24 protein-coding genes, 3 tRNA genes and 1 other RNA gene are annotated in these 25,872 nt (G+C 73.5%); 24 read left to right on the forward strand and 4 right to left on the reverse strand.

Annotated elements, in window-relative coordinates; genetic code table 11:
* Positions 1-335 (reverse strand): hypothetical protein (locus ACFPBZ_RS27875; protein ID WP_378039376.1); only part of this gene is annotated, 335 nt, incomplete at its 3' end.
* 56 nt (positions 336-391) lie between these two features.
* Between ACFPBZ_RS27875 and ACFPBZ_RS27880 the strand changes: the two genes are divergently transcribed.
* Positions 392-949: a M48 family metallopeptidase gene (locus ACFPBZ_RS27880; RefSeq protein WP_378039377.1), complete on the forward strand. Its 558-nt coding sequence runs from the start codon at positions 392-394 to the stop codon at positions 947-949.
* Positions 950-962: 13 nt separating this feature from the next.
* Here the strand turns inward: ACFPBZ_RS27880 and ACFPBZ_RS27885 are convergent, their stop codons facing one another.
* The gene (locus tag ACFPBZ_RS27885) at positions 963-2,435 is read right to left on the reverse strand and encodes a zinc-dependent metalloprotease (RefSeq protein ID WP_378039378.1); all 1,473 of its coding nucleotides are present in this window, start codon (positions 2,433-2,435) and stop codon (positions 963-965) included.
* A 128-nt stretch (positions 2,436-2,563) separates the two neighbouring features.
* Between ACFPBZ_RS27885 and ACFPBZ_RS27890 the strand changes: the two genes are divergently transcribed.
* The 4 genes from ACFPBZ_RS27890 (at position 2,564) to ACFPBZ_RS27905 (ending at position 7,021) form a co-directional block, all read left to right on the forward strand.
* Entirely contained in the window at positions 2,564-3,589 is a 1,026-nt protein-coding gene (locus ACFPBZ_RS27890) for a YlbL family protein (protein ID WP_378039379.1), read from the forward strand.
* Positions 3,590-3,742: 153 nt separating this feature from the next.
* Positions 3,743-6,706 (forward strand): UPF0182 family protein, encoded by a 2,964-nt coding sequence (locus ACFPBZ_RS27895; protein ID WP_378039380.1) that lies wholly within the window; start codon positions 3,743-3,745, stop codon positions 6,704-6,706.
* A gap of 38 nt (positions 6,707-6,744) precedes the next feature.
* Positions 6,745-6,821: transfer RNA gene (locus ACFPBZ_RS27900), tRNA-Met, on the forward strand.
* Positions 6,822-6,947: 126 nt separating this feature from the next.
* Positions 6,948-7,021, forward strand: a tRNA-Met gene (locus tag ACFPBZ_RS27905).
* Between the two features lie 44 nt (positions 7,022-7,065).
* Here the strand turns inward: ACFPBZ_RS27905 and ACFPBZ_RS27910 are convergent.
* Positions 7,066-7,422 (reverse strand): DUF952 domain-containing protein, encoded by a 357-nt coding sequence (locus ACFPBZ_RS27910; RefSeq protein WP_378039381.1) that lies wholly within the window; start codon positions 7,420-7,422, stop codon positions 7,066-7,068.
* A gap of 68 nt (positions 7,423-7,490) precedes the next feature.
* Between ACFPBZ_RS27910 and ACFPBZ_RS27915 the strand changes: the two genes are divergently transcribed.
* Both ACFPBZ_RS27915 and ACFPBZ_RS27920 read left to right on the forward strand, forming a co-directional pair.
* On the forward strand, positions 7,491-7,796 hold the full coding sequence (locus ACFPBZ_RS27915; protein ID WP_378039382.1) for a YggT family protein: 306 nt from the start codon (positions 7,491-7,493) through the stop codon (positions 7,794-7,796).
* Between the two features lie 68 nt (positions 7,797-7,864).
* A complete protein-coding gene (locus ACFPBZ_RS27920) occupies positions 7,865-8,455 on the forward strand; it encodes a class I SAM-dependent methyltransferase (protein ID WP_378039383.1) in 591 nt (196 codons plus the stop codon).
* A 4-nt stretch (positions 8,456-8,459) separates the two neighbouring features.
* On the opposite strand, the gene ACFPBZ_RS27925 is transcribed toward ACFPBZ_RS27920, so the two are convergent.
* Positions 8,460-9,389: an alpha/beta fold hydrolase gene (locus ACFPBZ_RS27925; RefSeq protein ID WP_378039384.1), complete on the reverse strand. Its 930-nt coding sequence runs from the start codon at positions 9,387-9,389 to the stop codon at positions 8,460-8,462.
* Positions 9,390-9,487: 98 nt separating this feature from the next.
* Between ACFPBZ_RS27925 and ACFPBZ_RS27930 the strand changes: the two genes are divergently transcribed.
* From ACFPBZ_RS27930 to ACFPBZ_RS28010, 17 genes are all read left to right on the forward strand, one after another.
* The gene (locus ACFPBZ_RS27930; RefSeq protein WP_378039385.1) at positions 9,488-10,672 is read left to right on the forward strand and encodes a glycoside hydrolase family 3 N-terminal domain-containing protein; all 1,185 of its coding nucleotides are present in this window, start codon (positions 9,488-9,490) and stop codon (positions 10,670-10,672) included.
* Positions 10,673-10,727: 55 nt separating this feature from the next.
* Positions 10,728-11,900: an acyl-CoA dehydrogenase family protein gene (locus ACFPBZ_RS27935; protein ID WP_378039386.1), complete on the forward strand. Its 1,173-nt coding sequence runs from the start codon at positions 10,728-10,730 to the stop codon at positions 11,898-11,900.
* Between the two features lie 7 nt (positions 11,901-11,907).
* Positions 11,908-13,008, forward strand: coding sequence for an acyl-CoA dehydrogenase family protein (locus ACFPBZ_RS27940; protein ID WP_378039387.1), 1,101 nt, complete (start codon positions 11,908-11,910; stop codon positions 13,006-13,008).
* A gap of 111 nt (positions 13,009-13,119) precedes the next feature.
* Positions 13,120-13,488: a putative quinol monooxygenase gene (locus ACFPBZ_RS27945; protein WP_378039388.1), complete on the forward strand. Its 369-nt coding sequence runs from the start codon at positions 13,120-13,122 to the stop codon at positions 13,486-13,488.
* Entirely contained in the window at positions 13,485-14,621 is a 1,137-nt protein-coding gene (locus ACFPBZ_RS27950; RefSeq protein ID WP_378039389.1) for a DUF3500 domain-containing protein, read from the forward strand. The genes ACFPBZ_RS27945 and ACFPBZ_RS27950 overlap by 4 nt, the downstream gene beginning before the upstream one ends.
* A gap of 49 nt (positions 14,622-14,670) precedes the next feature.
* Positions 14,671-15,786 (forward strand): peptide chain release factor 2, encoded by a 1,116-nt coding sequence (prfB, locus tag ACFPBZ_RS27955; protein WP_378039390.1) that lies wholly within the window; start codon positions 14,671-14,673, stop codon positions 15,784-15,786.
* A 52-nt stretch (positions 15,787-15,838) separates the two neighbouring features.
* Positions 15,839-16,528: a cell division ATP-binding protein FtsE gene (ftsE, locus tag ACFPBZ_RS27960; RefSeq protein ID WP_378039391.1), complete on the forward strand. Its 690-nt coding sequence runs from the start codon at positions 15,839-15,841 to the stop codon at positions 16,526-16,528.
* Between the two features lie 13 nt (positions 16,529-16,541).
* Positions 16,542-17,447, forward strand: a complete 906-nt coding sequence (ftsX, locus tag ACFPBZ_RS27965; RefSeq protein WP_378039392.1) for a permease-like cell division protein FtsX — start codon at positions 16,542-16,544, stop codon at positions 17,445-17,447.
* Between the two features lie 88 nt (positions 17,448-17,535).
* Entirely contained in the window at positions 17,536-18,033 is a 498-nt protein-coding gene (gene smpB, locus ACFPBZ_RS27970; RefSeq protein ID WP_378039398.1) for an SsrA-binding protein SmpB, read from the forward strand.
* A 32-nt stretch (positions 18,034-18,065) separates the two neighbouring features.
* Entirely contained in the window at positions 18,066-19,013 is a 948-nt protein-coding gene (locus ACFPBZ_RS27975; protein WP_378039399.1) for an amidohydrolase family protein, read from the forward strand.
* A gap of 55 nt (positions 19,014-19,068) precedes the next feature.
* Positions 19,069-19,445, forward strand: a transfer-messenger RNA (tmRNA) gene (ssrA, locus tag ACFPBZ_RS27980).
* Between the two features lie 190 nt (positions 19,446-19,635).
* A complete protein-coding gene (locus tag ACFPBZ_RS27985) occupies positions 19,636-21,282 on the forward strand; it encodes a protein kinase family protein (RefSeq protein WP_378039393.1) in 1,647 nt (548 codons plus the stop codon).
* A 56-nt stretch (positions 21,283-21,338) separates the two neighbouring features.
* On the forward strand, positions 21,339-22,550 hold the full coding sequence (locus tag ACFPBZ_RS27990) for an MFS transporter (protein ID WP_378039394.1): 1,212 nt from the start codon (positions 21,339-21,341) through the stop codon (positions 22,548-22,550).
* Complete coding sequence (locus ACFPBZ_RS27995) at positions 22,547-24,106, forward strand: cryptochrome/photolyase family protein (RefSeq protein ID WP_378039395.1); 1,560 nt, start codon at positions 22,547-22,549, stop codon at positions 24,104-24,106. Before ACFPBZ_RS27990 ends, ACFPBZ_RS27995 begins: the two co-directional genes overlap by 4 nt.
* Before the next feature lie 23 nt (positions 24,107-24,129).
* Positions 24,130-24,867, forward strand: a complete 738-nt coding sequence (locus ACFPBZ_RS28000) for a DsbA family protein (RefSeq protein ID WP_378039396.1) — start codon at positions 24,130-24,132, stop codon at positions 24,865-24,867.
* 55 nt (positions 24,868-24,922) lie between these two features.
* Positions 24,923-24,995: transfer RNA gene (locus ACFPBZ_RS28005), tRNA-Ala, on the forward strand.
* Between the two features lie 225 nt (positions 24,996-25,220).
* A partial coding sequence (locus tag ACFPBZ_RS28010) for a cytochrome c oxidase subunit I (protein ID WP_378039397.1) occupies positions 25,221-25,872 on the forward strand: 652 nt, incomplete at its 3' end.

The raw sequence follows: 25,872 nt of genomic DNA on the forward strand, positions 1-25,872 counted from the left end.
GTCGCGACCGCGACGCCGAGCCGCCCCGCGCCGTGCACCCGGACGTAGGCCGACGCCCCGGCGCCCCGGGGTGCGAGCAGACCGGCGCGGCCGAGCTCGGCGAGGGCGTGCGCCACCTCGTCGGGCCGGGCCCCGCGCGCCACCGCGTCCGCGACCACCGCCGCCCCCGGGGCCACGCCGTCGAGCCCGTCGAGCAGCCGCCACAGGGGCGGGCCGAGGCCGTCGAGGACCAGGGCGGACGAGACCTCGACGCCGAACTGGGCGGTGGTGGGGTCGCGGCGCAGCGGATCGCGGACGAGGCGGGGGCCGGGCTCACCGGCGCGGGAGGGGATCACGTCGACTCGGACGTCGGCGGACCCGCCGCGGATCCATCCGCCTACCGTGGGTCGGCGTGGAGCAGCCCCGGGTCGAGGTCCGCCGCAGCGCCCGTCGCCGGCGCACCGTCGACGCGCGCCGCGAGGGCGACACCGTGGTGGTGTCGATCCCGGCGTCGATGAGCCGGGCCCAGGAGCGCCACTGGGTCGAGGAGATGCTGCGCCGTCTCGAGCGCTCCGAGGCCCGCCGCCGTCCCGGCCGCGCCGCGGGGGACGACGACCTCGTCGCGCGGGCCGACCGGCTCGCGGCGGCGCACCTCGACGCGGTCGGCCCGGACGGGCGCTGGCCCCGGCCCGCGTTGGTGCGGTGGACGAAGCCGATGCGTACGCGCTGGGCGTCGTGCACGCCCGCCGACGGCACGATCCGGGTCAGCGAGCGGCTGCGCGAGGTCCCGGGCTGGGTCCTCGACCACGTCCTCGTCCACGAGCTGGCGCACCTGCGCGAGGGCGGGCACGGCCCCGCGTTCCGGGCCCTCGAGCAGCGCTACCCGCGCAGCGAGCGCGCGATCGGCTACCTCGAGGGCCTCTCCGCCGGCGCCGGCCTGGAGATCGGGTCCGAGCCCGACGACGACTGACCCCGGGAGTCGGTCAGGCCTTCGGGTCGGTGCCCTCGCCCGTGCCCTCGTCGGGCTCGTCGCCCTCGGACGCGCGCTTCTCCTGCTCGGCCTTCATCTCCGCCTCGAGGCGGGCGATCGGGTCGTCCAGGTCGGTGAAGGAGCCGTCGCCCTGGTCGGCCGGGATCTCCGAAGGGCCGCGGACGAAGGCGGTCGGGTCGTCGAGGTCCTCGGCGGTGGGCAGGAGGTCGGGGTGGGCCCATACGGCGTCCCGGCCGTCGACGTCGCGGGCCTCGCCGAGGCGCCGCCACAGCTCGGCCGCGTCGCGCAGCCGGCGGGGGCGGAGCTCGAGCCCGACGAGGGTGGCGAACGTCTGCTCGGCCGGTCCGCCGGAGGCCCGGCGGCGGCGCATGCTCTCGCGCAGCGCGTTCGCCCCGGGAAGGCGCTCGCCGATGGCCTGGGCGACCACGTGGTCGACCCAGCCCTCGACGAGGGCGAGCAGCGTCTCGAGCCGGGCCAGCGCGGCCTTCTGGGCCTCGGTGGTCTGCGGCTCGAACAGGCCCGAGGACATGGCCTGCTCGATCGCGGCCGGGTTCGACGGGTCGAGGTCGCGGGCGAGCTCCTCGATCCGCGAGGTGTCGATGGTGATGCCGTGCGCGAACTCCTCGACGGTGGCGAGCAGGCGCTGGCGCAACCACGGCACGTGTCCGAACAGGCGGTGGTGCGCGGCCTCGCGGGCGGCGAGGAACACGAGGACCTCGCTCGCCGGGCGGTCGAGGCCCTCGGTGAAGCGGGCGACGGCGGCGGGCAGCAGCGCCGCGGTGCCCTCGGGGCCCAGGGGGAGACCGACGTCGGAGGAGGTGAGCACCTCGCCGGCGAGCTGGCCGAGGGCGGTGCCGAGCTGCGAGCCGAAGGCGAGGCCGCCGACCTGGGAGATCATCCCGAGCATCGGGCCGGCCATCTCGCGGGCCTCGCTCGGCATCCCCTCGACCCACGCGTTCGCGACGCGGCGGGCCACGGGGTCGCAGAGGCGCTGCCAGGTGGGGACGGTGCGGTCGACCCAGTCGTTCGGGGACCACGCGGTGACCGAGGTGACGCCGGAGGGCAGCGTGGTGGCGTCGTCGAGCCAGAGCTCGGCGAGGCGCACGGCGTCGACGACGGCGGTGCGCTGCTCGTCGGTCGGCTTCGTGGAGCCCGCCGCCCCGAGCTGCTGCTGCGCCATCTGGGCGGCCAGCTTGTAGTTGACCGGGCCGCCGTCCCCGCCGCCCATGCCGCCGGACGCGGAGAGCATCTGACCGAGCTGGGTGAGCATCTGACCGAGCTGGGAGATGTCGAACCCGCCGCCGCCGGGACCGCCCATGGCGCCGAAGGGGTTGCCACCGGCACCGAAGGGGTTGCCGCCCGGCCCGAAGCCGAAGCCGCCGGGGCCCTCCCCGGACCCGCCGGAGCCCGGACGGCGGTCGTCGTCGGGGTCGGACGGGCCGAAACCGAAGGGCAGGTCACTCATACGACCCACGGTACGCGCGACCGGACCCCCTCCGGCCCGCCGCCGCACGCCCACGGCGAACACGCCGGACCGGACGGCGGCGGTCCCACCTCCACGCCACACGGGGTGGATCACTACCCTCGCCGCCCGTGACCCGGTTGCGCGCGACGCTCGCCCTCGGGCTCGTCCTCGCCGCCGTGCTGGGGCTCGCGGGGGCCACGGTCCGGGTGCCGTTCGTGGCCCTCGGGGACGGGCCGACCTTCGACGTCCTCGGCTCCCAGGACGGACGCACGATCATCGACGTCTCGGGCCCGGTCCCCACCTTCCCGACGACGGGGCAGCTGCGGATGACCACGGTGGCGGTCACCAGCCAGGTCACCCTCTTCGGCGCGATCGCGATGTGGGTGTCGGGCTCGCACGAGGTGGTGCCGCGCGAGCAGGTCTACCCGACGGGCCAGTCCAGCCAGCAGGTCGACGCCGAGAACACCCGGCAGTTCACGCAGTCCGAGGACGACGCCCAGAACGCGGCCCTGCGCTACCTCGGCTACCCGAGCGCCGTCGAGGTCGCCGACGTCACCACCCCCGGTCCGTCGGCGGGGGTGCTGCAGCGCGACGACCGCATCGCCTCGATCGGCGGCCGGCCCGTGACGACGCCGCAGGACGTGGTCGACGCCGTCGGGGCCACGCCGCCCGGCGTCCCGCTCACCGTCGACATCACCCGCGGGGGCGCCCGGTCGACGGTGACGCTCACCGTCGGGGCCCGGCCCGGCGACCCGACCAAGGGCTACCTGGGTGTCACCGCGGCGTCGGTGGTCGACTCGCCGGCCTCGGTGCGGATCGGGCTCGCCGACGTCGGCGGGCCCTCGGCCGGGCTGATCTTCGCCACCGCGGTCGTCGACAAGCTGACGCCCGGCGACCTCACTGGCGGGCGCGACATCGCCGGCACCGGGACGATCGACGCGAGCGGACAGGTCGGACCGATCGGCGGGATCCGCTTCAAGATGGACGCCGCCCGCGCCGACGGGGCCACCGCCTTCCTCGTGCCGGCCGGCAACTGCGCCGAGGCCGTCCGCAACGCCCCGCCGGGGCTCACGCTGGCGCGGGTGGCCGACCTGCGCGAGGGTGTGGCCGCGGTCGAGGCCGTCGCGGCCGGCCGGACCCCGCCGACCTGCTGACCAGCCGGGACTCCCGGTCCGGCGGGCGAGCCGGACGAGGAACCCGGACAAGTGACCCGGACAAGTCCGGCCACAGGGAACCCACACGGCCTGAATAGAGTTGTCCCATCGCGCCCGCCCCTGGGCGAACGACCTTCTGGAGTGTGACCGCCCGTGGCCAACCGGCCGGCGACCGGGAACCCGCAGCTCTCCCGGCGTACGAAGTCGCTGCTCGTCCTGGGCGCCGTCGTCCTCGTGGTCCTCGTCGTGCTGGCCCGGCTCGTGGACGTCTACGTCGACTTCGCCTGGTTCGGCGAGGTCGGCTTCCGCAACGTGTTCACGACGGTGCTGGCGACGCGCGTCGTGCAGAGCATCGTGGCCGCCGCCTTCATGGGCGGCCTGATCGCGCTGAACCTCTACATCGCCTACCGCACGCGCCCGGTGTTCGTCCCGGTCGCGGGCCCCGAGGACCCGGTGGCGCGCTACCGCACCGTGGTCCTCTCCCACCTGCGGCTCTTCGCGATCGGCATCCCGCTGGTGGTGGCGCTCATCGCCGCGCTCTCGGCGCAGTCCGACTGGCAGACCACGCAGCTGTTCCTGAACCAGACCCCGTTCGGGATCGCCGACCCGGTCTTCGGCCATGACATCGGCTTCTACGTCTTCGCGCTGCCGTTCTGGCGCGCGGTGCTGTCCTGGGTCTTCGTCGGGATCGGCGTGAGCTTCGTGGCCGCGCTCGTGGCCCACTACGTCTTCGGCGGCATCCGCCTCGCCGGGCGCAACGGCTCGCTCGCGAGTGCCGCCCGGGCGCATCTCGCCGTCCTCGCCGGCAGCTTCGTGCTGTTCAAGGCGGTCGCGTACTTCCTCGACCGCTACGAGCTCCTCTTCTCCGACCGCAAGGCCTCGATCGGCGGCGCGAACTTCTTCGGGGCGAGCTACACCGACCTCAACGCCGCGATGCCGGCGAAGCTGATCCTGCTGCTCATCGCGGTGATCTGCGCGGCCGCGTTCTTCGCGGCGGTGTTCCTGCGCAACCTGCAGATCCCGGCGATCGCGCTCGCCCTGCTGGTGCTCTCCAGCGTGCTGGTCGGCGCCGCGTGGCCCGCCGTGCTCGAGCAGTTCTCGGTGCGCCCGAACGCCAACCAGCGCGAGGCGCTCTCGATCCAGCGCAACATCGAGGCGACCCGGCAGGCGTTCGGCATCACCGAGCAGAACGTCACCCGGGAGCCCTACGCCGGCAACACCGACCAGAGCGCCGCGTCGGTGCAGCAGACGATCGCGACGGACACGGCGACCGTGCCGAACGTCCGGCTGCTCGACCCCAACCGGCTCTCCCGCACCTTCACCCAGCTCGAGCAGCGCCGGAACTTCTACGGCTTCCCGGCGGGCCTCGACGTCGACCGGTACCGGGTCAACGGCTCGCGGCAGGACTACGTGGTCGCGGCCCGCGAGATCGAGCCGAACAACCTCGTCGGGAACCAGCAGGACTGGATCAACCGCCACCTCGTCTACACCCACGGCAACGGCTTCGTGGCGGCGCCGGCCAACACGGTCAACGCGCCGCTCGACTCCAACGGCGGCCAGGGCGGCTACCCGCAGTTCCAGGTCTCCGACGTCGACACCCCCGGGCCGTTCGGCCTGCAGCAGCCGCGCATCTACTTCGGCGAGCTGGTCAACGGGCCCGACGACTACGCCATCGTCGGCGCCGACGCGGGGGTCCCGCCGCGGGAGTACGACACCGACTCGCGGGCGTACACCTACGACGGCCCGGGCGGGGTCTCGCTGGGCAACCCGCTCTCGCGGCTGGCGTTCTTCGCCTACTACGGCTTCGAGCGCAACATCCTGTTCAACTCCTCGATCGGCGACAGCTCGCGGATCATGTACAACCGCGACCCGATCACGCGCGTGCAGAAGGTGGCGCCCTGGCTCGAGCTCGACAGCGACGTCTACCCGGCGGTCGTCGACGGCTCGATCAAGTACATCGTCGACGGCTACACGACGCTGTCGCGCTACCCGTACGCCCAGCAGGTGCCGCTGGCCGACGCGACCCGCGACTCGGCCAACAACGCGACGCTGGCCCCGCAGACCGCGGGCTACATGCGCAACTCGGTCAAGGCGACGGTCGACGCCTACACCGGCGAGGTCGACCTCTACGAGAACGACCCGACCGACCCGGTGCTGAAGACCTGGGAGAAGGTCTTCCCCGGCGTCGTCCAGCCGGCCTCGGCAGTGCCACCGGCGCTGCGGGAGCACTACCGGTACCCGGAGGGCATCTTCAAGGTCCAGCGCGACCTGCTGACCCGCTACCACGTGTCCGACCCCGGCGAGTTCTACTCGACGGTGTCGTTCTGGGACGTCCCGTCCGACCCGACGAGCGACGCCGCGGCCGCCGCGGGCGACCCGCAGCCGCCGTACTACCTGCTCGCGGACGACCCGCGGCGCGGGACGGCCAACAGCCCGCAGTTCCAGCTGACGACGGCCCTGGTCAGCCTGCGGCGGGAGTTCCTCTCGGCGTACCTCTCGGTCAGCTCCGACCCGGGGACCTACGGGCAGATGACGCTCCTGCAGCTCCCGGCCGACACCCAGACCCGGGGTCCGCAGCAGGTGCAGACGCAGTTCCTGTCCTCGCCGCAGGTCTCCAGCGAGCTGAACCTGCTGCGCCAGCAGGGCACCCAGGTGCTCTACGGCAACCTGCTGACGCTGCCGGTCGCGGGCGGCCTGCTCTACGTGGAGCCGGTCTACATCGAGCGGTCCAACCAGGAGTCGTCGTTCCCGCAGCTCTCCCGCGTGCTGGTGAGCTTCGGCGGCCGCATCGGGTACGCCCCGACGCTGGCCGAGGCCCTGACCCAGGTGTTCGGCTCGGCCGGGACGGCGACGGCCACCCCGGGCACCGGACAGGCGCAGACGCCCGCCCAGGGGCAGGCGCCCGCACCCGCCACGGGCCAGGCCCCGGCGGCCGGCGGGGCGGCCGCGGCGGCGACGCCGCAGGTCACCACGGCGGTCACCGCGATGAACTCCGCCCTCGACCGGCTGCGCACCGCGCAGCAGAGCGGCGACTTCGCGGGCATCGGCCAGGCCCAGCAGGACCTGGCGAACGCGATCAACCAGTACCGGACCGCCACGGCGGGGACCCCCGGATGATCGTCCGCTCCACCCCTCGCGTAGTGTCATCACTGCGACGCGGGGTGGAGCAGCTCGGTAGCTCGCTGGGCTCATAACCCAGAGGTCACAGGTTCGAATCCTGTCCCCGCTACCACCACGAAGGGCCCCGGCCACCAGGCCGGGGCCCTTCGTCGTTCCCGGCCCCGGTGCCCACCCCCGGTGCGGGCACGGGATCCACCGCCCGGTAGTGTCCTGTTCATCGTCAGCACGACGGCGACGGCGCGGGGTGGAGCAGCTCGGTAGCTCGCTGGGCTCATAACCCAGAGGTCACAGGTTCGAATCCTGTCCCCGCTACGCAGCACGAAGGGCCCCTCCGGCGGAGGGGCCCTTCGTCGTTCCTAGCGCTGCGCGAGCGACGCCGGCAGCCGGAACGTCCCGTCCGGCCCGGGCGGGAAGTCGTGCACCGCCACGACGGCCGCGCGGGGGAGCGGGCCGTAGACGTGCGGGAACCACGGCCCCGACTCCTCCACCCGGCCCTCGCGCACCCCCGGCTCCCAGCGCACCGGGACCCCGACGAGCGCCGGGTCGACCTCGAGCAGCACGAGGTCCTCCCGGCCCGGGTAGAGCCGCGACGCGGGCAGGGCGACGGTGCCCGGGTCGGAGCAGTGGACGAAGCCCTCGGAGGCCATCGACGGCGGCTCCAGCGCCTCGCCCGCCGCGTCCCAGTCGGAGCGCCCGCAGATGTGGAGGATCATGGAGCGCATTGTCCGGATCCGAGCACCCCACACACGGCGGGTACCGCCGAGCAGGGGATAGTGGAGCCATGTCGGCGAGCCCCACGTACCCGATCCTGCTGGTGATCTACTACGTCCTGTTCGTCTTCTACCTGTTCATCATCGGTCGGCTCGTCGTCGAGGTGGTGCGGGGCTTCGCGCGCGAGTGGCGGCCGGCCGGGGGCACGGCGGTGGGCCTGGAGATGATGTACCGGGTCACCGACCCGCCGGTGAACCTGCTCAAGCGGCTCATCCCGGCGATCCGCATCGGCAACATCAGCCTCGACCTGTCGATGATGATCCTGCTGCTCGTGGTCTACATCGTCATGCGCGTCGTCGACCCGCGGGGCTTCTGAGCGCGGTCGACCGTGACGCTCGCTCTCCGGAGTGGTCCGGCTCCCCAGGACCTGACACCCTGCGGGGCGTGACGGCTGCGCGCAACCTGCTGACCTTCGTCTCCTCCGCCGTGCGGAGCCCCGGCGTGATCGGGGCCGTCGCGCCGAGCGGCCGGGCGCTGAGCGACCTGCTCGCCTCGGTGGCCCCCGCGCACGGCCCGGCGACCGTGGTGGAGCTCGGCCCCGGCACGGGCGTCGTCTCCGAGGCGCTGCGCCGCCACCTCTCCCCGGAGGCCCGGCACGTCGCCGTCGAGCTCGACCGGAGCATGGTGGCCCTCCTGCGCCGCAGCCTGCCGTGGCTCGAGGTGGTGCCGGGCGACGCGAAGGACCTGCAGAAGCTGCTCGCCGACATCGGGATCACGACCGTCGACGCGATCGTCAGCGGCCTGCCCTGGACGCTGTTCTCCCGCGAGGCCCAGTGCGCGATCATGGAGCAGGTCAACCGGGTCCTCGTGCCCGGCGGGGTGTTCACCACGTTCGCCTACGCCCACGTGAAGAACCTCCCCACCCAGCGCCGCTTCCGGGACCTGCTCGAGCAGAGCTTCGACGAGGTCGCCGTGACGCCGGTCGTGTGGCGCAACTTCCCGCCGGCCATCGCCTACCAGTGCCGCAACACGTAGGCCCCTAGCCGACGAGCTTCGGGCCGATCGAGGCCGCGTCCAGGTCGGCCGGGGCGGTCGAGTCGCAGAACGCGGTGAGCAGCGCGGCGAAGCGGACGGGCTCGTCGCAGTGCGGGAAGTGGCCCGAGGTGTCGAAGACCTCCAGGCGGGCCCCGGGCATGAGAGCAGCCGCCCGGTACCCGTGGCCCACCGGGATGATCGGGTCGCGCCGGCCCCACACGATCATCGTCGGGAGCCCCTCGGTCAGGTAGAGGCGGTCGGTGCCGGTCACCCGCTGCCCGTGCGGGCCGATCACGCCGCGGATCGTGTCGACGAAGGCGTCGGCGTGGGCCCGCTCGGTGAGCGAGCCCAGGTGGCGCGCGTACTCCACGAGCGACACCCGCTCGGTCGCGGGGATGGGCAGGGGCAGCCTCGCGGCCGCGTGCAGAGCGGTCACGCCGAGGCCCAGCAGGCCGGTCCGGGCCAGCACCGGCAGGACGACGCCCGCCCCGGGCAGGGAGGCCAGGCGCAGCGTCGGGCTGACCGTGCGGCCGAGCCCGCCGCTGGAGACCACCACGAGCCGGTCGCACATCTCCGGGAACTGGTAGGCGAACTGCAGCGCGACGCCGCCCCCGAGCGAGTGCCCGACGACGGTGACGCGCTTGTGCCCGAGGGCGGCCAGCAGGTCGCGCAGCCCGTTGGCGAAGGCGCCCATCGAGAAGTCGCCGGACGGCCCCGCGGACTCCCCGTGGCCGAGCAGGTCGGGTGCGATCACGAGCCGGCGGCAGCCCCCGGCCTCCAGCTGCTCGAGCACCGGCAGCCACGTGGCGGAGCTGCCGGCCACCCCGTGGAGCAGGACGACGACCTCGGGATCGGCGGCGTCCGGCTCGGCGCAGGCCTGCAGGTAGGCCATCCGGTGGCCGTGGAGCGTGACCGCGTGCCGCGTGGTGCCCATGGGCCAATCGTGTCGCACCGGCGTGCCGGGCGCCCGACACGCCCCCCGTCGGGGAGGCCGCACCGGCCGCGGCGGACCGTTCCCTACCCTGGCCCGCGATGTCACGCACCCGGGCCGCCACCGTCCTCCTCGCCGCGGCGCTCGTCGCCGGGTGCGGCGCCGAGACGGCCCCGGCCGTCCCGCCGGTCGTGTCGTCCGCCCCCGCCGGGACCGCCGCCCCCGCCGCCCCGACGACGACCGCCGCGCCCGCCGGGCCGGCCTGCGTCACCGCGACCTACGACCGGCTCTCCGACGCCCAGCGCTTCGCCCAGCTCCTCGTCGTCGGGGTCCCGGCCGGCGGCGTCAGCGCCGCGGCCCGGCAGGCGCTCGCGAAGGAGCCCGGCGGGATCATCCTCACCGACGGGGACGACGCGAGCGCCGCCACCGTCACGAAGGTCGTCACGAGCGCCCAGGCCACCGGCGGGGCCGAGGTGCCGCTGCTCGTGGCGGCCGACCAGGAGGGCGGCCAGGTCCAGGAGCTCGAGGGCGCCGGCTTCCCGACGATGCCCACGGCGCTCGTCCAGGGCCGCGACCGGACCGGGCTGCGGGCGGACGCGCAGCGCTGGGGCGCCGCGCTGCGCGACGTCGGGGTGACCGTGAACCTGGCGCCGGTCGCCGACGTCGTCGACCCCGACCTCGGGGAGGCCAACGCCCCGGTCGGGAAGTACGACCGCCAGTTCGGCGACGACCCGGCCACCGTCGGGCCGGCCGTCGCGGCCTTCGTCGAGGGGATGCGGGCCGCCGACGTGGCGCCCACCCTCAAGCACTTCCCCGGCCTCGGCGAGGTCCGGCAGAACACCGACTTCGCGGGCGGGGTCGTCGACTCCACCACGGGCGCCGACTCCCCGGCCCTGGGCTCCTTCGCGGCCGGGATCCGGGCGGGGGCGCCGCTGGTCATGATGTCCTCGGCGCGGTACTCGCGGATCGACCCGCGGAACCAGGCGCTGTTCTCCTCCCGCGTGATGAACGACCTGCTCCGCGGGAGGCTCGGCTTCCAGGGCGTGATCATGACCGACGACGTGGGCGCCGCGGCGGCTCTCGCCGACACCCCGGTCGGGGCCCGGGCGACGAGGTTCATCGCCGCCGGGGGCGACCTCGTCCTGACGATCCGACCGGGCGACCTCGACCCCATGCTCCGCGCGATCACGCAGGCCGCGGGCGAGCCGGCGTTCGCCGAGCGGGCGCGGGACGCCGTCCGTCGGGTGCTCACGCTCAAGGAGCAGCAGGGCGTCCTGCGCTGCTGAGCGATCGCTACCGGCCGGTAGTGCGGCCCGGTCGGCGACCTGCGAGAGTGCGGGTGTGGACCTGACCTACACGGCCGAGGAGGAGCAGTTCCGCACGGAGCTGCGCACCTGGCTCGCCGAGAACATCCCCACCGAGTGGACCGAGCCGGGCTACTGGGCCTCCCTGAGCGACGAGGAGTCGTTCGAGAAGCGCCGCGAGTGGGAGGCCCGCAAGACCGCCGCCGGCTTCTCGGGCATCCAGTGGCCGGTCGAGTACGGCGGCCGCGGCGGCACGCCCGGCATGAAGGCCATCTACGACGAGGAGACCGTGCGCGCCCGCGCGCCGCAGACGGTCAACGTCCTCGGGCTGACCTTCCTCGCCCCGACGATCATGGCGATCGGCACCGACGAGCAGAAGGCCGAGATCATCGGCCCGATGCTGCGCAACGAGGTCATCTGGTGCCAGGGCTTCTCCGAGCCCGGCGCCGGCTCCGACCTCGCGGCCGTGGCGACCCGCGGCGTGCGCGACGGCGACGACTTCGTCGTGAACGGCCAGAAGATCTGGACGACGAACGCCATGCACGGCGACAAGATCTTCACCATCGTGCGCACCGAGGCGGGCTCGGAGAAGCACAAGGGCCTCTCGATGCTGCTGATCGACATGGACCAGCCCGGCGTCGAGGCCCGCCCCCTCAAGCAGATGAGCGGCGCCAGCGAGTTCGGCGAGGTGTTCTTCACCGACGCCCGCGTCCCGGCGAAGGACTGCCTGGGCGAGATCGGCCAGGGCTGGCGCACCGCGATGCTGCTGCTCTCCTTCGAGCGCGGCGCCTCCGGCGTCGGGCAGTACACCGAGTTCCGCCGCCAGTACGACGAGATCGTGGCCGAGGCCAAGCGGTTCGGCCGCGCCGAGGACCCGGTGGCGCGCCAGGAGCTCGCCCGCTGCCTCGTGGAGCTGGAGTGCCTGCGCTACCACGCGATGCACATCCTCACCCAGACCGAGCGAGGCCGGGACCTGGGCTCGGAGTCGTCGATGACGAAGCTGCAGTGGTCCGAGGCGTTCCAGGACCTCTGGGAGGCCTTCGAGCGCATCCTCGGCCCCGAGGCCACCCTCGCCCGCCCGCGGCCCGACGTCGACCTCACCCCGTTCCAGGCCCAGTCGCACTGGTCCCGGTCGGTCACCATCTGGGGCGGCTCGTCGCAGGTCCAGCGCAACATCGTCGCCGAGCGCGTGCTCGGCCTGCCCCGGTAGGAGACCCGTGTTCTTCGCACTGACCGACGAACAGCAGGCGTTCGCCTCGACGGTCACCGACTTCCTGGCCGAGCGCTTCGACCTCGAGGCCGTCCGCGGCGTCGTCGAGGACACCGACGGCGACGGCCACCCGCTCACCCTGTGGAAGGGCCTCGCCGACCAGGGGGCCCTCGCCGTCCTGGTGCCCGAGGAGCACGACGGGCTCGGCCTCGGTCTCCTCGACGCCCAGGTGGTGGCGCGGGCCCTCGGCGCGGGCGTCGCGCCCGGCCCCTGGCTCGCGACCGTGCTCGCCGCCGAGGCGGTCCGGCTCGGCGGGTCCGCCGAGCAGCAGTCCCGGTGGCTGCCGGCGCTCGCCGCGGGGGAGACGGTCGGCACCGTCGCCCTGCGCGGCGAGGGCGGCACGTGGGACGGCAGCGGCATCACCGTCGACGTCACCGACGGCAACCGCCTCTCGGGCACGGCCTCGCCGGTCGACTACCCGGCCGTGGCCGGCCTGTTCGTGGTCGCGGCCACGGACTCGTCGGGGACCTCCGGGCTCTACCTGGTGGAGGCCGGCGCGTCCGGGGTGTCCGTGCGCGACCAGGAGACCTACGACGGCACCGCGCGCGTCGGCGCCGTCGAGTTCGCCGACACCCCGGCCGAGGCCCTCGCCGACGGCGGCCCCGACGTCGTCGCGGCGCTGCTGGCCCGGGGCGCCGTGCTCAACGCCGCCGACCTGGTGGGCGTGGCCCGCGAGGCCCTGACCCGCACCGTGGCCTACGACCGCGACCGGACGCAGTTCGGCGTGCCGGTCGGGTCGTTCCAGGCGCTCAAGCACGCCCTGGCCGACCTCCACGTCGCGGTGACCATGGCCGAGCACGCCGTGCTCTTCGCCGCGCACGCGGTGGACACCAACGACCCGGGGACGGCCGTCGCGATCGCCGTCGCGGGCTCGAAGGCGTCCGACGCCGCGTGGGACGCCACCGGCGCCATGATCCAGTTCTTCGGCGGCATCGGGTTCACCTGGGAGCACGAGGCGCACTTCTTCTACAAGCGCGCCCGGCGCCGGGCCCCGCTGTTCGGGTCGGCCGCGGAGCACCGCGAGCACCTGGCGGCGCTGACCATGTGACTCCGTCCCGTGAGCACTTCGGGGGGCTATAGCCCCCCGAAGTGCTCACGAGGCGAAGCCCACCCCCTGATCGGATAGGTGGGGCTGCGGACGGGTAGGAGACCTGGTGGCATGACCGCCGTCACCACCCGCCCGACGAAGGAGTCACCCGTGGCCTCGACGCCCACCGAGAACGACCGCAGCCTGCTGACCGTCATCGCGCGCATGACCGCGAAGCCGGGCAAGGAGGACGAGCTCCGCGCGGGTCTCGAGGCGCTCATCCCCACCACGCTCGCCGAGGACGGCAACGTCAACTACGACCTGCACGTGGCCGAGGACGACCCGGCGACCTTCTTCTTCTACGAGAACTGGACCTCGGGCGACAAGCTCGACGCCCACCTCGCGGCCCCGCACCTGGTCGACTTCGCGGGCAAGCTCGACGACCTGCTGGTGGACGGCGCCAACGGCCTGGTGATCAGCCGCGTCAAGCGGATCGCGTGAGTCCAGCCGCGACGCCGGCGTCCGTCGCCTCGGCCATGGCCGAGGCGGCGGGCGCGTGGCGCGAGACCCTCGACGACGAGCAGGTCGCCCAGGGGGTGTGGGCCTGGCCCGGCTCGAAGGCGGCCGAGGCCGAGCGGCGGAACTGGTACTACACGCCGACCGACCACGGCGGCCTGACGCTGCACGAGCAGCTGCCCCACCAGCAGCGGGCGGCGATGCGCCTGCTCGCCACCGGGCTCTCCGAGCGCGCGTACGTGAGCGCCTCGACGATCATGGGGCTGGAGAACGTCCTCGACCGCACCGAGGGGTTCGCCACCGGCTTCGGCCGTGACCGGGGCCGCGACCCCGGGATGTACTACCTGCGGGTGTTCGGCGACCCCACCGGCGACGGCCCCTGGGGCTGGCGCTTCGGCGGCCACCACGTGTCGGTCAACCACCTCGTGGTCGACGGCGAGGCCGTGGCGGGGAGCCCCTGCTTCCTCGGGGCCGACCCGATGGTCTCGCCGCTGCTCGGCGGGCAGGAGCTGCGCCCGCTCGGCGGGATCGAGGACTCGGGCCGGGCGCTGCTGCACGCGCTCGACGCCGACCAGCGCGAGCGGGCGGTCCTGACGACGACCGCCCCGGCCGACGTCATCGGGGCCAACCGGGTGCACGTGTCGCCCGGCGACCGGCTGATCCCGCTGCCCGACCTGTGGCGCGGCCACTTCGACGACCAGGCCCTCGAGGACCGGCTGTGGTCGATGCACGACGGGCTGGAGGCCCGGCTCGGCGTGACCGAGGCCGACCGGGTCGCCACGGAGTTCACGACGACGCCGAAGGGTGTCGCGGGCGCGGACCTGTCCGCCGGGCAGACCGAGCTGCTCCGGGCGGTCGTCGGGACCTATCTCGACCGGATGCCGCCCGGGCTCGCCGAGCGGGAGCACGAGCGGCTCGACCTCTCGCGCGTGCACTTCGCGTGGGCGGGCGGCGCCGAGCGCGGCGACCCGCACTACTACCGGCTCGAGGGCCCGGGCCTGCTGGCCGAGTGGGACAACACCCAGCGCGACGTCAACCACGCGCACTCGGTGTGGCGCGTGCCCGGGCACGAGTTCGGGATCGACGTCCTCGGCGAGCACCTGCGCGCCCACCACTGAGAACCACCGCTGGGATCGGTGTCCACGGCCCCGGGATTACCCTGGGGTCGTGGACGACTCGACCGCGACCGAACTGAAGAACCTCGCCGCCAGCCTCGACAGCGTGGAGGCGGCGATGGATCTCGACGGTCTGCGGCGCGAGGTGGCCGAGCTCGAGACGCAGGTCGGGGCCCCCGACCTGTGGAACGACGTCGAGACCGCGCAGAAGCTGACGAGCGACTTCACCCACAAGCAGGCCGACCTGCGCAAGGCCGAGTCGCTGCGCTCCCGGCTCGACGACCTCGCGACCCTCTACGAGATGGCCGACGAGGAGGCGGGCGCCGACTCCGACGAGATCACCGTCGAGGCCGACGCCGAGCGGGCCAAGCTGCACGCCGACATCAGCGCCTTCGAGGTGCGCACGCTGCTCTCCGGGGAGTACGACCAGCGCGATGCCCTCGTCACGGTGCGCGCCGAGGCCGGCGGGGTCGACGCCGCCGACTTCGCCGAGATGCTCATGCGGATGTACCTGCGCTGGGCCGAGCGCCACGGCTACCCGACCGAGGTCTACGACACCTCGTACTCGGAGGAGGCGGGCATCAAGTCGGCCACCTTCAAGGTGACCGCGCCCTTCGCCTACGGGACGCTCTCGGTCGAGCAGGGCACCCACCGCCTCGTCCGCATCTCGCCGTTCGACAACCAGGGCCGCCGCCAGACCTCGTTCGCCGGGGTCGAGGTCGCCCCCGTCGTCGAGTCCACCGACCACGTGGAGATCGACGAGAAGGACCTGCGCGTCGACGTCTACCGGTCCTCCGGTCCCGGCGGCCAGGGCGTCAACACCACCGACTCCGCGGTGCGCCTGACCCACATGCCCACGGGCATCGTCGTGAGCTGCCAGAACGAGCGCTCGCAGCTGCAGAACAAGGCCTCGGCGATGGCCGTGCTCGCGGCCAAGCTGCTCGCCCGCCGCCGCGAGGAGGAGCGGGCGCTGCTCGACTCGCTGAAGGACTCGGGCTCGAGCTGGGGCAACCAGATGCGCTCCTACGTGCTGCACCCGTACCAGATGGTGAAGGACCTGCGGACCGGACAGGAGACCAACCAGACCTCGCAGGTGCTGGACGGCTTCATCGACGGCTTCCTCGACGCGGGCGTCCGCTGGCGCAAGCAGACGGAATCCGCGGCGTAGTCGGCACTCACCCGAGCGGGAAGATCGACACCGGTGCGTAACATCGCGCCCCGTGCTCCGGCTCGAGAACGTCTCGAAGGTCTACCCGACGTCCGCGCGGCCGGCCCTCGACGACGTCTCCATGGACGTGGAGGCGGGCGAGTTCGTCTTCCTGATCGGCCCGTCGGGATCGGGTAAGTCGACCCTGCTGCGCCTGCTGCTGCGCGAGGAGACGCCCACGCGGGGCAGCGTGTACGTCGCCAACTGGAACGTCGCGCGCCTGCCGAACCGCAAGGTGCCGAAGCTGCGCCAGCGGATGGGCTGCGTGTTCCAGGACTTCCGGCTGCTGCCCACCCGCAGCGTCGCCGACAACGTGGCGTTCGCCCTCGAAGTGACCGGCAAGTCCGAGCACACGATCCGCACCGTGGTGCTCGAGATGCTCGAGCTGGTCAACCTCACCGGCAAGGCCGACCGCATGCCCGCCGAGCTCTCCGGCGGCGAGGCCCAGCGGGTCGCCATCGCGCGGGCGCTGGCCAACCGGCCGCTCGTGCTGCTCGCCGACGAGCCCACCGGCAACCTCGACCCCGAGACCAGCGACGACATCATGCTGCTGCTCGACCGCATCAACCGGGCCGGGACCACCGTCGTCATGGCGACGCACGACCGGCAGATCGTCGACGCCATGCGCCGCCGGGTCGTGGAGCTGCACCTGGGGAAGCTGGCCCGCGACGACGCCCGCGGCGTGTACGGGGCGCGGCGTTGACCGGGCGGCGCCCGTGAACGGGCTGGGCTTCGTCTGGCGGGAGGCCCTCGCCGGGCTGCGGCGCAACGTCACGATGAGCGTGGCGATGATGCTGACCACCGCCATCTCGCTCGGGATGCTCGGGGCGGGACTGCTCGCGGTGCGCACGATCGACCGCACCCAGGACCTCTACTACTCGCAGCTCGCGGTGCAGGTGGCGCTCGACGAGCCGATCAGCGCCTCCGACCCCGACTGCTCGAGCCCCGCCTGCGCGGGGCTGCGCGGGCAGCTCCAGGACGACCCGCTGGTCGCCGGGGTCTCCTACGAGAGCCGCGACGCCGCCTTCCAACGGTTCCTGCGCATCTACGCGGGCCAGCCGATCCTGCAGCTCGTCCGCCCGCAGTCGCTGCCGGCGACCCTGCGGGTGACGCTCAAGGACCCGACCCGCGGCGACGCGCTCGTCGCGGCGTACTCGGACCGGCCCGGGGTGCGCAACGTCGTCGACCAGCGCCGCCTCGTCGAGGACCTCTTCACCTTCCTCGGCAGCGTCCGCAACGCCGCCTTCGGGCTCGCGTCGGTCCAGGCCCTCGCGGCCCTGCTGCTGATCTCCAACACCATCCAGGTCTCGGCGTTCACCCGCCGCACCGAGGTCGGGATCATGCGGCTGGTGGGCGCGACCCGCTGGTACACCCAGGTGCCGTTCCTCATCGAGGCGGTGATCACCGGCGTCGTCGGGGCCGTCCTCGCGACGGTGGGCCTCGTGCTGGGCAAGCTCTTCTTCATCGACCGGCTCCTGTCGGGGCGGTTGATCTCCAACGCCATCCCCGCGGTCGGAATGGGCGACGTGCTCCTGTTCGTTGCACCACTGCTGGTGGTGATCGGCGCAGCCATCGCTACGGCGACCGGGTATGTCACCCTGCGCCTGTACGTCCGAAACTAGATCCGGGCTGCACCTAGTCCCCGGCTGCAACCAGGAGGTCCCCGTGGCGAAGACCGCCGTCCCCGTCGACTCGGGGCGCTCGAAGGAAGTGGCCTCGAAGAAGGCCTCATCGAACCGGCCCGAGGAGCGGCGCAAGGTCGTCGCGACCAACCGCAAGGCCCGGTACGACTACACGATCATCGACGTCTACGAGGCCGGGATCGCCCTGCAGGGCACCGAGGTCAAGAGCCTGCGGGCCGGGCGCGCCTCGCTGGCCGACGCGTTCGCCAGCGTCAACGACGGCGAGGTCTTCCTGCGCGGCCTGCACATCCAGGAGTACGACTACGGCAGCTGGACGAACCACGAGCCGCGCCGGGTGCGCAAGCTGCTGCTCCACCGCGCCGAGATCGAGCGCCTGATCGGCAAGACCCGCGAGGGCGGCATGACCCTCGTCCCGCTCTCGCTGTACTTCTCCAGCGGCAAGGCGAAGGTCGAGCTCGCGCTGGTCAAGGGCAAGGCGAGCCACGACAAGCGCCAGGCCATGGCCGAGCGCGACGCCAAGCGGGAGGCGGAGCGCATCGTCGGTCGGCGGATCAAGGGGTGGTAGGAGACGCAGCGGAGCGGAGCTCGACCACGGGGATGGTGACCACCGCGCCGGTGGACACGCCGATCACGCGCGACGAGGACGTCGCGGGCTGGGTGCGGTCGCTGGGGCTCGGCCCCGACGGCCGCTCCGGCCTCGTGGACGTCCACGTGCACTTCCTGCCCGACCGGATGCTGCAGAAGGTGTGGGCCTACTTCGCCTCCGCGAAGGAGCACTACGGCTACGACTGGCCGATCCACTACCAGCTGCCCGAGGACGAGCGCCTCGCGCGGCTGCGCTCCTTCGGGGTCGAGACGTTCGCGCCGCTGGTCTACCCGCACAAGCCCGACATGGCGGCGTGGCTGACCGGCTGGGCGCTCGACTGGGCCGCCGAGGTCCCCGAGGCGGTGCCCACGGCGACGCTGTTCCCCGAGGAGTCGGTGACGACCTACCTGGGCGACGCCGTCGAGCGGGGCGCCCGGTTGGTCAAGGCGCACGTCCAGGTCGGCGGGTACGACCCGCGCGACCCGCTGCTCGACCCGGCGTGGGGCCTGCTCGCCGAGGCGGGGATCCCCGTGGTCGCGCACTGCGGCGACGGCCCGATCCCCGGCCGGCACACCGGCATCGAGATCATCGGCGAGGTGATGGACCGGCACCCGCGCCTGCCGCTGGTGCTCGCCCACGCCGGCCTGCCCGACTACGACGCCGCCCTGCGCCTGGCCGAGCGCCACCCGGCCGTCCGGCTCGACACGACGATGGTCGGGACCCCGTTCACCGAGAGCTTCGCGCCGCTGCCCCGCGACTGGTCGGCGCGCCTCGCCGAGCTCTCCGGCGCCGGACGGGTGGTGCTGGGGACCGACTTCCCGAACATCCCCTACGCCTACTGGCGCCAGCTCGAGGCGATCCGCGGCTGGGCCGCGGCCGACGACCGCCTGGGCGAGCCGTTCCTGCGCTCGGTGCTGCACGACGCGCCCGCCGAGGTGCTCGGACTCGGCCCGGGATGATCCAGGACCCCCGAGGCGTTAGGATGGACAGTCCCAGCCCACGCGGCCGGGAGAAGGGGGTGACTGGTTTCGACTCCGAGCGGTTGATCAGGAGAAGCGTGCCGAGGAAGGCGACGATGATCTCGATAACCACCCGTCGCAAAAGAATAAGCGCCGAGAACAGTACTCAGCGCGAGTTCCAGCTCGCTGCCTAAGCAGCGACTGAACTCTGTCGGCCCGGGTTCGTTCCCGCCCCGGTCGCCGGCATCAGCTAGGGGACTCCACCATCGGGCCCGGTCACGGGGCCCGGTGGGACATCGAACAGTGACTGGGGTCGTCACACCGGTGTGTCTGCGCATCCGGTGGACCCGAGCAGAGACGTAGCAGACTGCGCACGGAGAAGTCCTGACAGGTGTTCGGAGGACCCGGGTTCGATTCCCGGCACCTCCACCCAGCCGAAGGCCGGAGAGCAGATGCTCTCCGGCCTTCGTCGTTCCGGCGGGCGGACGCCGCGATCGAGATCCTCGTCGCCTCGCGAGATCCACGGATGCTGTCGACCCGCGGTCGGTCGGGGAGATACGGTCACCCCTTCGTGCACGCCGGAGGCAGCCGGCACTGCACGCCGTGAGGCAGGGGGATCGACGTGACCGTCGGAGAACCGGTCGAGGAGACCGGATCGACCCGGGACGGTGACCTCGACCCGGAGCTCGGTGCGGAGAGTGTCGACACGGTGACGTCCGGTGGCGGGCTCGACGAGCCCGACACCGAGGCCACCGACCTGACGCCCCTGGTGGGCGGCGCGGCCGACGACGCCGTGCGCGGCGTCGACGAGATCCTGGGCCGCGAGGTGCGCCTCGTGACGCTGCCCCCGGTGTCCGGGGAGGTCCTCTCCGAGCGGATCGAGCAGGTCCGCCACCTCGCCCGCCTGCACCACCCGCACCTGCTCGAGGTCTACGACGTCGACGGCCTGGCCCCCGACACCGAGGGCACCCTGGTGCTCGAGAACGTGTCGGGCGAGCCGCTGCCCCTCGTCCTGCGCGAGGGCCCGATCGACGACGCGGACCTCGCCCGCATGGGTGCCCAGCTGGCCTCGGCGCTGTCGCACGCCCACGCGCACCACGTCCACCACGGCGCGATCGGGCCGTCCAGCGTCCTGGTCGACCGCCGGCGCTCCGCCGCCTGGCTCGTCGGGCTCACCGCCTCGCTGACCGGCCCGCTGCCCGTGATCGACCCCGAGGCCGCCGCGACGCCCGACGACGAGGCCGCGCAGCGCGCCGCGGACGTCCGCGCCCTCGCCCGGACCCTGGCCGACGTCGCCACCCTCGGCGCGGCGACGGGGGACGACCCCGAGGCCGTGACCCTCCCCGCCACCCGCGGCGAGCGGGTCTCCCCGCTGCTCGCCCTGCTGCGCGACGTCGACACGGCCCTGCCGCCCTCGGCCGCCGCCCTCTCCGAGCGCCTCGTCCGGCTGGGCCGCGACGAGACGGCCGACACCGACGACGCGGAGTCGTCGCGCCTCGTGCCCGTCGTGGCGTCCTGGACCGACACCTCCGCCGCGGCGGACGCCACCGCCGCCGTGGTAGCGGCCGGACCGGCCGTGCGCGCCCGGGGCGCCAACGGGATCACGCCGTTCGGCATCGTCGCCGGGCCCACGCGCCGCGCCCGCCGTGCCGGGGTCCTCGGCGCGGCCACCGCGACGCTCGCGCTGGCGTCGGGCCTCGTGATCTACGCGGGGGAGGCGCACGTCGTGCGCCAGACGCCGCAGGCCGAGGTCGGCACCGCCCTCCCGGTCACCGCCGCGGCCCCGCCGGTCCTCCCCGGCCTCCCGGCGCAGCCCGCCTCCGCCGACACGTCGGGGTCCTCGGGCTCCACCGGCACGGACGACGACGAGACCCCGGTGGCACCGCCGTCGCTGGTGGGCAGCAGGTCGGCCGGCACGGCCACGTCCGCGCCGGTCCGGGTCGCCCCGCCGGTGCCGGTCCCGGCGGAGTCGACCGTGCCGGTGACGCCGGTCGAGCCGACCACGAAGCCGGTCGAGCCGACCACGCAGCCGACGACGAAGCCGCCCGAGTCGACGACGAAGCCGACCACGAAGCCGTCGCAGCCGGGCCCGCCCCCGTCGAGTTCGTCGCAGCCGCCGGCCGGGACGACCACGACCGTCCCGCCGGTCACCACCACGACGCCGCCGCCCGCGACGACCACGACGCCGCCGGCCGCCACCACCACGACCACCACGACGACCGCCCCGGGTGCGCCCGCCGCGGTCCTCGCCGCGGGGCTCCCCGGCTGAGCCCACCGTCGCCCCGGGGACGATGATCGGGGCCGACGGTGGGGAGGACGACGACGATGTCGGTGGAGGCGCAGCCCCGGGCCGCGCTGCCCTGGGAGGTCTGGGCCCTGCTGGCCGGGAGCTTCCTGGTCGCGGCGGGCTACGGGATCGTGGCCCCGGCCCTGCCGGCGTTCGCGCAGAGCTTCGGGGTCGGCGTCACCGCCGCGGCCGCCGTGGTCAGCGCGCTCCCGGTCCTGCGGCTGCTGTTCGCCCCGGTGTCGGGCCGGTTGGTCGCCCGGGTCGGGGAGCGGGCGATGTACCTGACGGGCCTGCTGGTGGTCGCCGCGTCCACCGGGGCCTGTGCCCTGGCCACGAGCTACGTCCAGCTGCTGGTCTTCCGCGGGCTCGGCGGCATCGGCTCGACGATGTTCAGCGTCTCGGCGTTCTCGTTGATCTTCCGGCTCGCCCCGGAGGGCCGCCGGGGCCAGCTGAGCGGCCTGTTCACCGGGGCCTTCCTGCTGGGTGGCATCAGCGGACCGGTGCTCGGCGGGGGGCTGGTCGCGGTCGACGTCCGGGCCCCCTTCGTGGTCTACGCGGTGGTGCTCGTGGTGGCCACGGCCGTCGTCGGGACCCTGCTCGCGCGGTCGACCGCGGTCGGGACCCGGGGCGACGACCCGCAGGTGACGCCCCTGACCCTGTCCGGCGCGCTCCGCGTCCCGGTCTACCGCGCGGCGCTGGCCTCCGGGCTCGCGACCGGCTGGGCGGTGCAGGGCGTCCGGGTGGCGCTGGTCCCGCTGTTCGTCGCGGTGGCGCTCGGGCGCGAGCCGCTCTGGGCGGGGGTCGCGCTGACGGTGTTCGCGGCGGGCGACGGAGCGATGCTGCTCGCCACCAGCGGGCTCTCCGACCGGGTCGGGCGCCGGCCGGTGGTCATGGCGGGCCTCGGCACGGTGGCCGTCGGGACCGCCTGCCTCGGGCTGTTCCCGGACCTCGTCGTGCTGCTCGTCGCCTCGCTCGTGGCGGGGGCGGGCGCCGGTCTGCTCCAGCCTGCCCAGGGGGCGGCGGTGGCCGACCTGGTGGGCTCGGGCCGCTCGGGCGGTCCGGCGCTCTCCGGGTTCCAGATGGCCACGGACGTCGGCGCGATCGTGGGCCCGATCGCCGCGGGGGCGCTCGCCGAGGGCCTCGGGTTCGCGGCGGCGTTCGGCGTGTCCGGCGGCGTCGCCGTGCTCGCCCTGCTCGTGTGGCTGGTGACCGGTTCGAGGACGGAGCGCCAGGGCACCCGCGCGCCATGAGGATCGGGCCGGACACCGTGCCGGGCGGGGTCGCGGAGACCTACGGCGACGCCATCGACGCGGCCCTGGAGGGCGTCGACGACGAGGCCCCGCTGTGGGTCTTCGGCGACCAGCTCGGCCCCGCCGTGCACGGGCTCGCCCAGCACGCGCGGCGCGAGGTGGTGCTCGTCGAGTCCTCCGCGGTGCTGCGCCGCCGCCGCTACCACCGCCAGAAGCTCCACCTGCTCCTCTCGGGCATGCGCCACCTCGACGACCAGCTCGGCGACCGCTCCACCTACCACCGCACCACCACCTACCGCGAGGCGCTCGAGAAGGTGGGCCGGCCCGTCGTCGTGCACGAGCCGACCTCGTACGCCGCGAAGGAGTTCGTCGAGACCCTGCAGGCGGAGGGGCTCGTCGCCGCGGTCCTGCCCACCACCACCTTCGCGCGCCCGAAAGCGGAGTTCGCGGGGTGGGCCGGCCGGGACCGCTCGTTCACGATGGAGAACTTCTACCGCAACCAGCGGCAGCGCTTCGACGTGCTGATGGAGGGCGACTCCCCGGTCGGCGGGAAGTGGAACCTCGACCACGACAACCGCGAGGCGCCGCCGAAGCGCCGCACGCTCGGGGTCCCCGAGCCCTGGTGGCCGACCGAGGACGCGATCGACGAGCAGGTCCGCCGCGACCTCGACGCGATGGATCTCCCCACGGTGGGCGAGGACGGCCCCCGGTGGTTCGCCGTCACCCCCGACGAGGCCCGGCGCGCGCTGACCCGCTTCGTCGAGCACCGCCTCGACCCGTTCGGCCCCTACGAGGACGCCGTCCTCGCGGCCGACCCGGTGATGGCGCACTCGCTGCTCTCGGTGCCGCTCAACCTCGGGGTGCTGCACCCCCTCGACGCGGTGCACGCGGCCGAGGAGGCCCACCACGACGGCACGGCCCGGCTCAACTCCGTCGAGGGCTTCGTCCGGCAGATCCTCGGGTGGCGCGAGTACATCTGGCACCTCTACTGGCACTTCGGCAAGGACTACCACCGCAGCAACGAGCTGCAGGCGCGCACGAGGCTGCCGGACTGGTGGACCGAGCTCGACGGCGACGCGGTCACCGCCGCGTGCCTGAGCGACACCCTCGCCGGGGTCCGCGACCGCGGGTGGGTGCACCACATCCCGCGCCTGATGATCCTGGGCAACTTCGCACTGCAGCGCGGGTACCTCCCGAGCGAGCTCTCGGAGTGGTTCACCACGTCGTTCGTCGACGGCTTCGCCTGGGTGATGCCGCCCAACGTCGTCGGGATGAGCCAGCACGCCGACGGCGGGCGGCTCGCGACGAAGCCCTACGCCTCGGGCGGGGCCTACCTGAACAAGATGACCGACCACTGCGGGAGCTGCGCCTTCGACCCGAAGGTGCGGGTGGGGGACAAAGCCTGCCCGTTCTCGGCCGGCTACTGGCAGTTCGTCCACCGCCACCGCGACCTGCTGGCGTCGAACCACCGCACCGCCCGGGCGGTCGCCACCATGGACCGGCTCAAGGACCTCGACGCGCTGCTGGAGCAGGAGAAGGGCCGTACGGAGTTCTGATCGCCGCTGGTTACGGTTGGCCCATGGCCAAGAATCAGCGGGGCCGGGGCTCCGCACCGACGGTGGGGCGGTCGCGGACCCCCACCATCATCGCCGTCGTCACCCTGCTCGTCCTGGTCGGCGTGATCGCGGCGGCGGTCATCTCCGCGCAGTCGAACAAGAACGCCTCGCTGCCGGTCAACCAGCCGATCACCCCGGTGAACGCCACGTACCAGACGCGGGTCGACGGCGGCGTGATCGTCGCGGGCAACGGCCCGACGACCGTCGACGTCTACGAGGACGCCCTCTGCCCGGCGTGCAAGCAGTTCGAGTCGGTCTACGGCGACCGGATCGTCGACGCCCTGAACGCGAACCGGGTGACCGTCCGCTACCACATGGTCAACCTGCTCGAGCAGCAGTCCAGGCCGGCCGGCTACTCCACCCTCGGCGGCAACGCCCTCATGTGCGCCGCGCAGAACGGCGGCTTCCCGACGCTGCACAAGACGCTCTACGAGCGCCAGCCCGAGGAGGGCGGGGCCGGCTACACCGTCGACGACCTCGTGACCCTCGGCACCAACGCCGGGGCCGGCGGCGGCTACGAGGCCTGCGTGCGGGGCAACACCTACGGCGCCGCGGTGGCCCAGAACTACCAGCAGGCGTCGTCCGACCCGCGGCTGCAGCAGACCTCCGGCGGCAGCACCGGCTTCGGGACCCCGACCATCGTCGTGAACGGTCAGCTCGTCGAGGCCAACTCCCCGCAGCTCACCGCGGCCCTCGGGTAGCGGCCACCCCCGCCGTCGGGAGCCGATCACCCGCCGTGTAGCGTCTTTTCGCGTTGGGGCTGTGGCGCAGCTGGTAGCGCATCACACTGGCAGTGTGAGGGTCAGGGGTTCGAGTCCCCTCAGCTCCACCCCGCGGACGCGAAGGCCCGCCGACCACCGGTCGGCGGGCCTTCGTCGTTCCCGGACCGGCCCCCGCAGCCCCGGACGACCTGTCGTACGACAGGGCGTCGTGGGTACGCTCACCCGGCGAGCCGCGAGGCTCTCCGGCGGTTACGATCGCCGAAGTCGTACCAGTGCGGCGTCCCCGGGGGACGCCGCCGCATCAGGAGGCAACCCGTGGGCAGGAGGCATCCGTGACGGCCGTCGCACCGAAGCCGATCGCGACCACGCCGTACCCGGCGCGGGAGTCGAAGCGCGGCTCGTTCATCGGTCGGATGCTGAAGACGACGGATCCCAAGGACATCGGGATCCTGTACATGATCACGTCTTTCGCGTTCTTCCTCATCGGTGGGCTCATGGCGCTGCTCATGCGCGCCGAGCTCGCCCAGCCGGGTCTGCAGATCCTGTCGGTCGAGCAGTACAACCAGCTGTTCACCATGCACGGCACGATCATGCTGCTGCTGTACGCGACGCCGATCCTCTTCGGCTTCGCGAACTACATCGTGCCGCTGCAGATCGGGGCGCCCGACGTGGCGTTCCCGCGGCTGAACTCCTTCTCCTACTGGCTGTTCCTCTTCGGCGGGACGATGGTCGTCTCCGGGTTCTTCACCCCGGGCGGCGCCGCCAGCTTCGGCTGGTTCGCCTACTCGCCGCTGTCGGACTCCCTCTACACCCCGGGCTACGGCGCCGACCTCTGGATCGTCGGCCTCGCCGTCTCCGGTCTCGGCACCATCCTCGGTGGCGTCAACTTCGTGACGACGATCGTCTGCATGCGGGCCCCGGGCATGACCATGTTCCGGATGCCGATCTTCACCTGGAACATCCTGGTGACGGTCATCCTCGTGC

This window comes from Actinomycetospora atypica (assembly GCF_042653685.1).
Lineage (GTDB): Bacteria > Actinomycetota > Actinomycetes > Mycobacteriales > Pseudonocardiaceae > Actinomycetospora > Actinomycetospora atypica.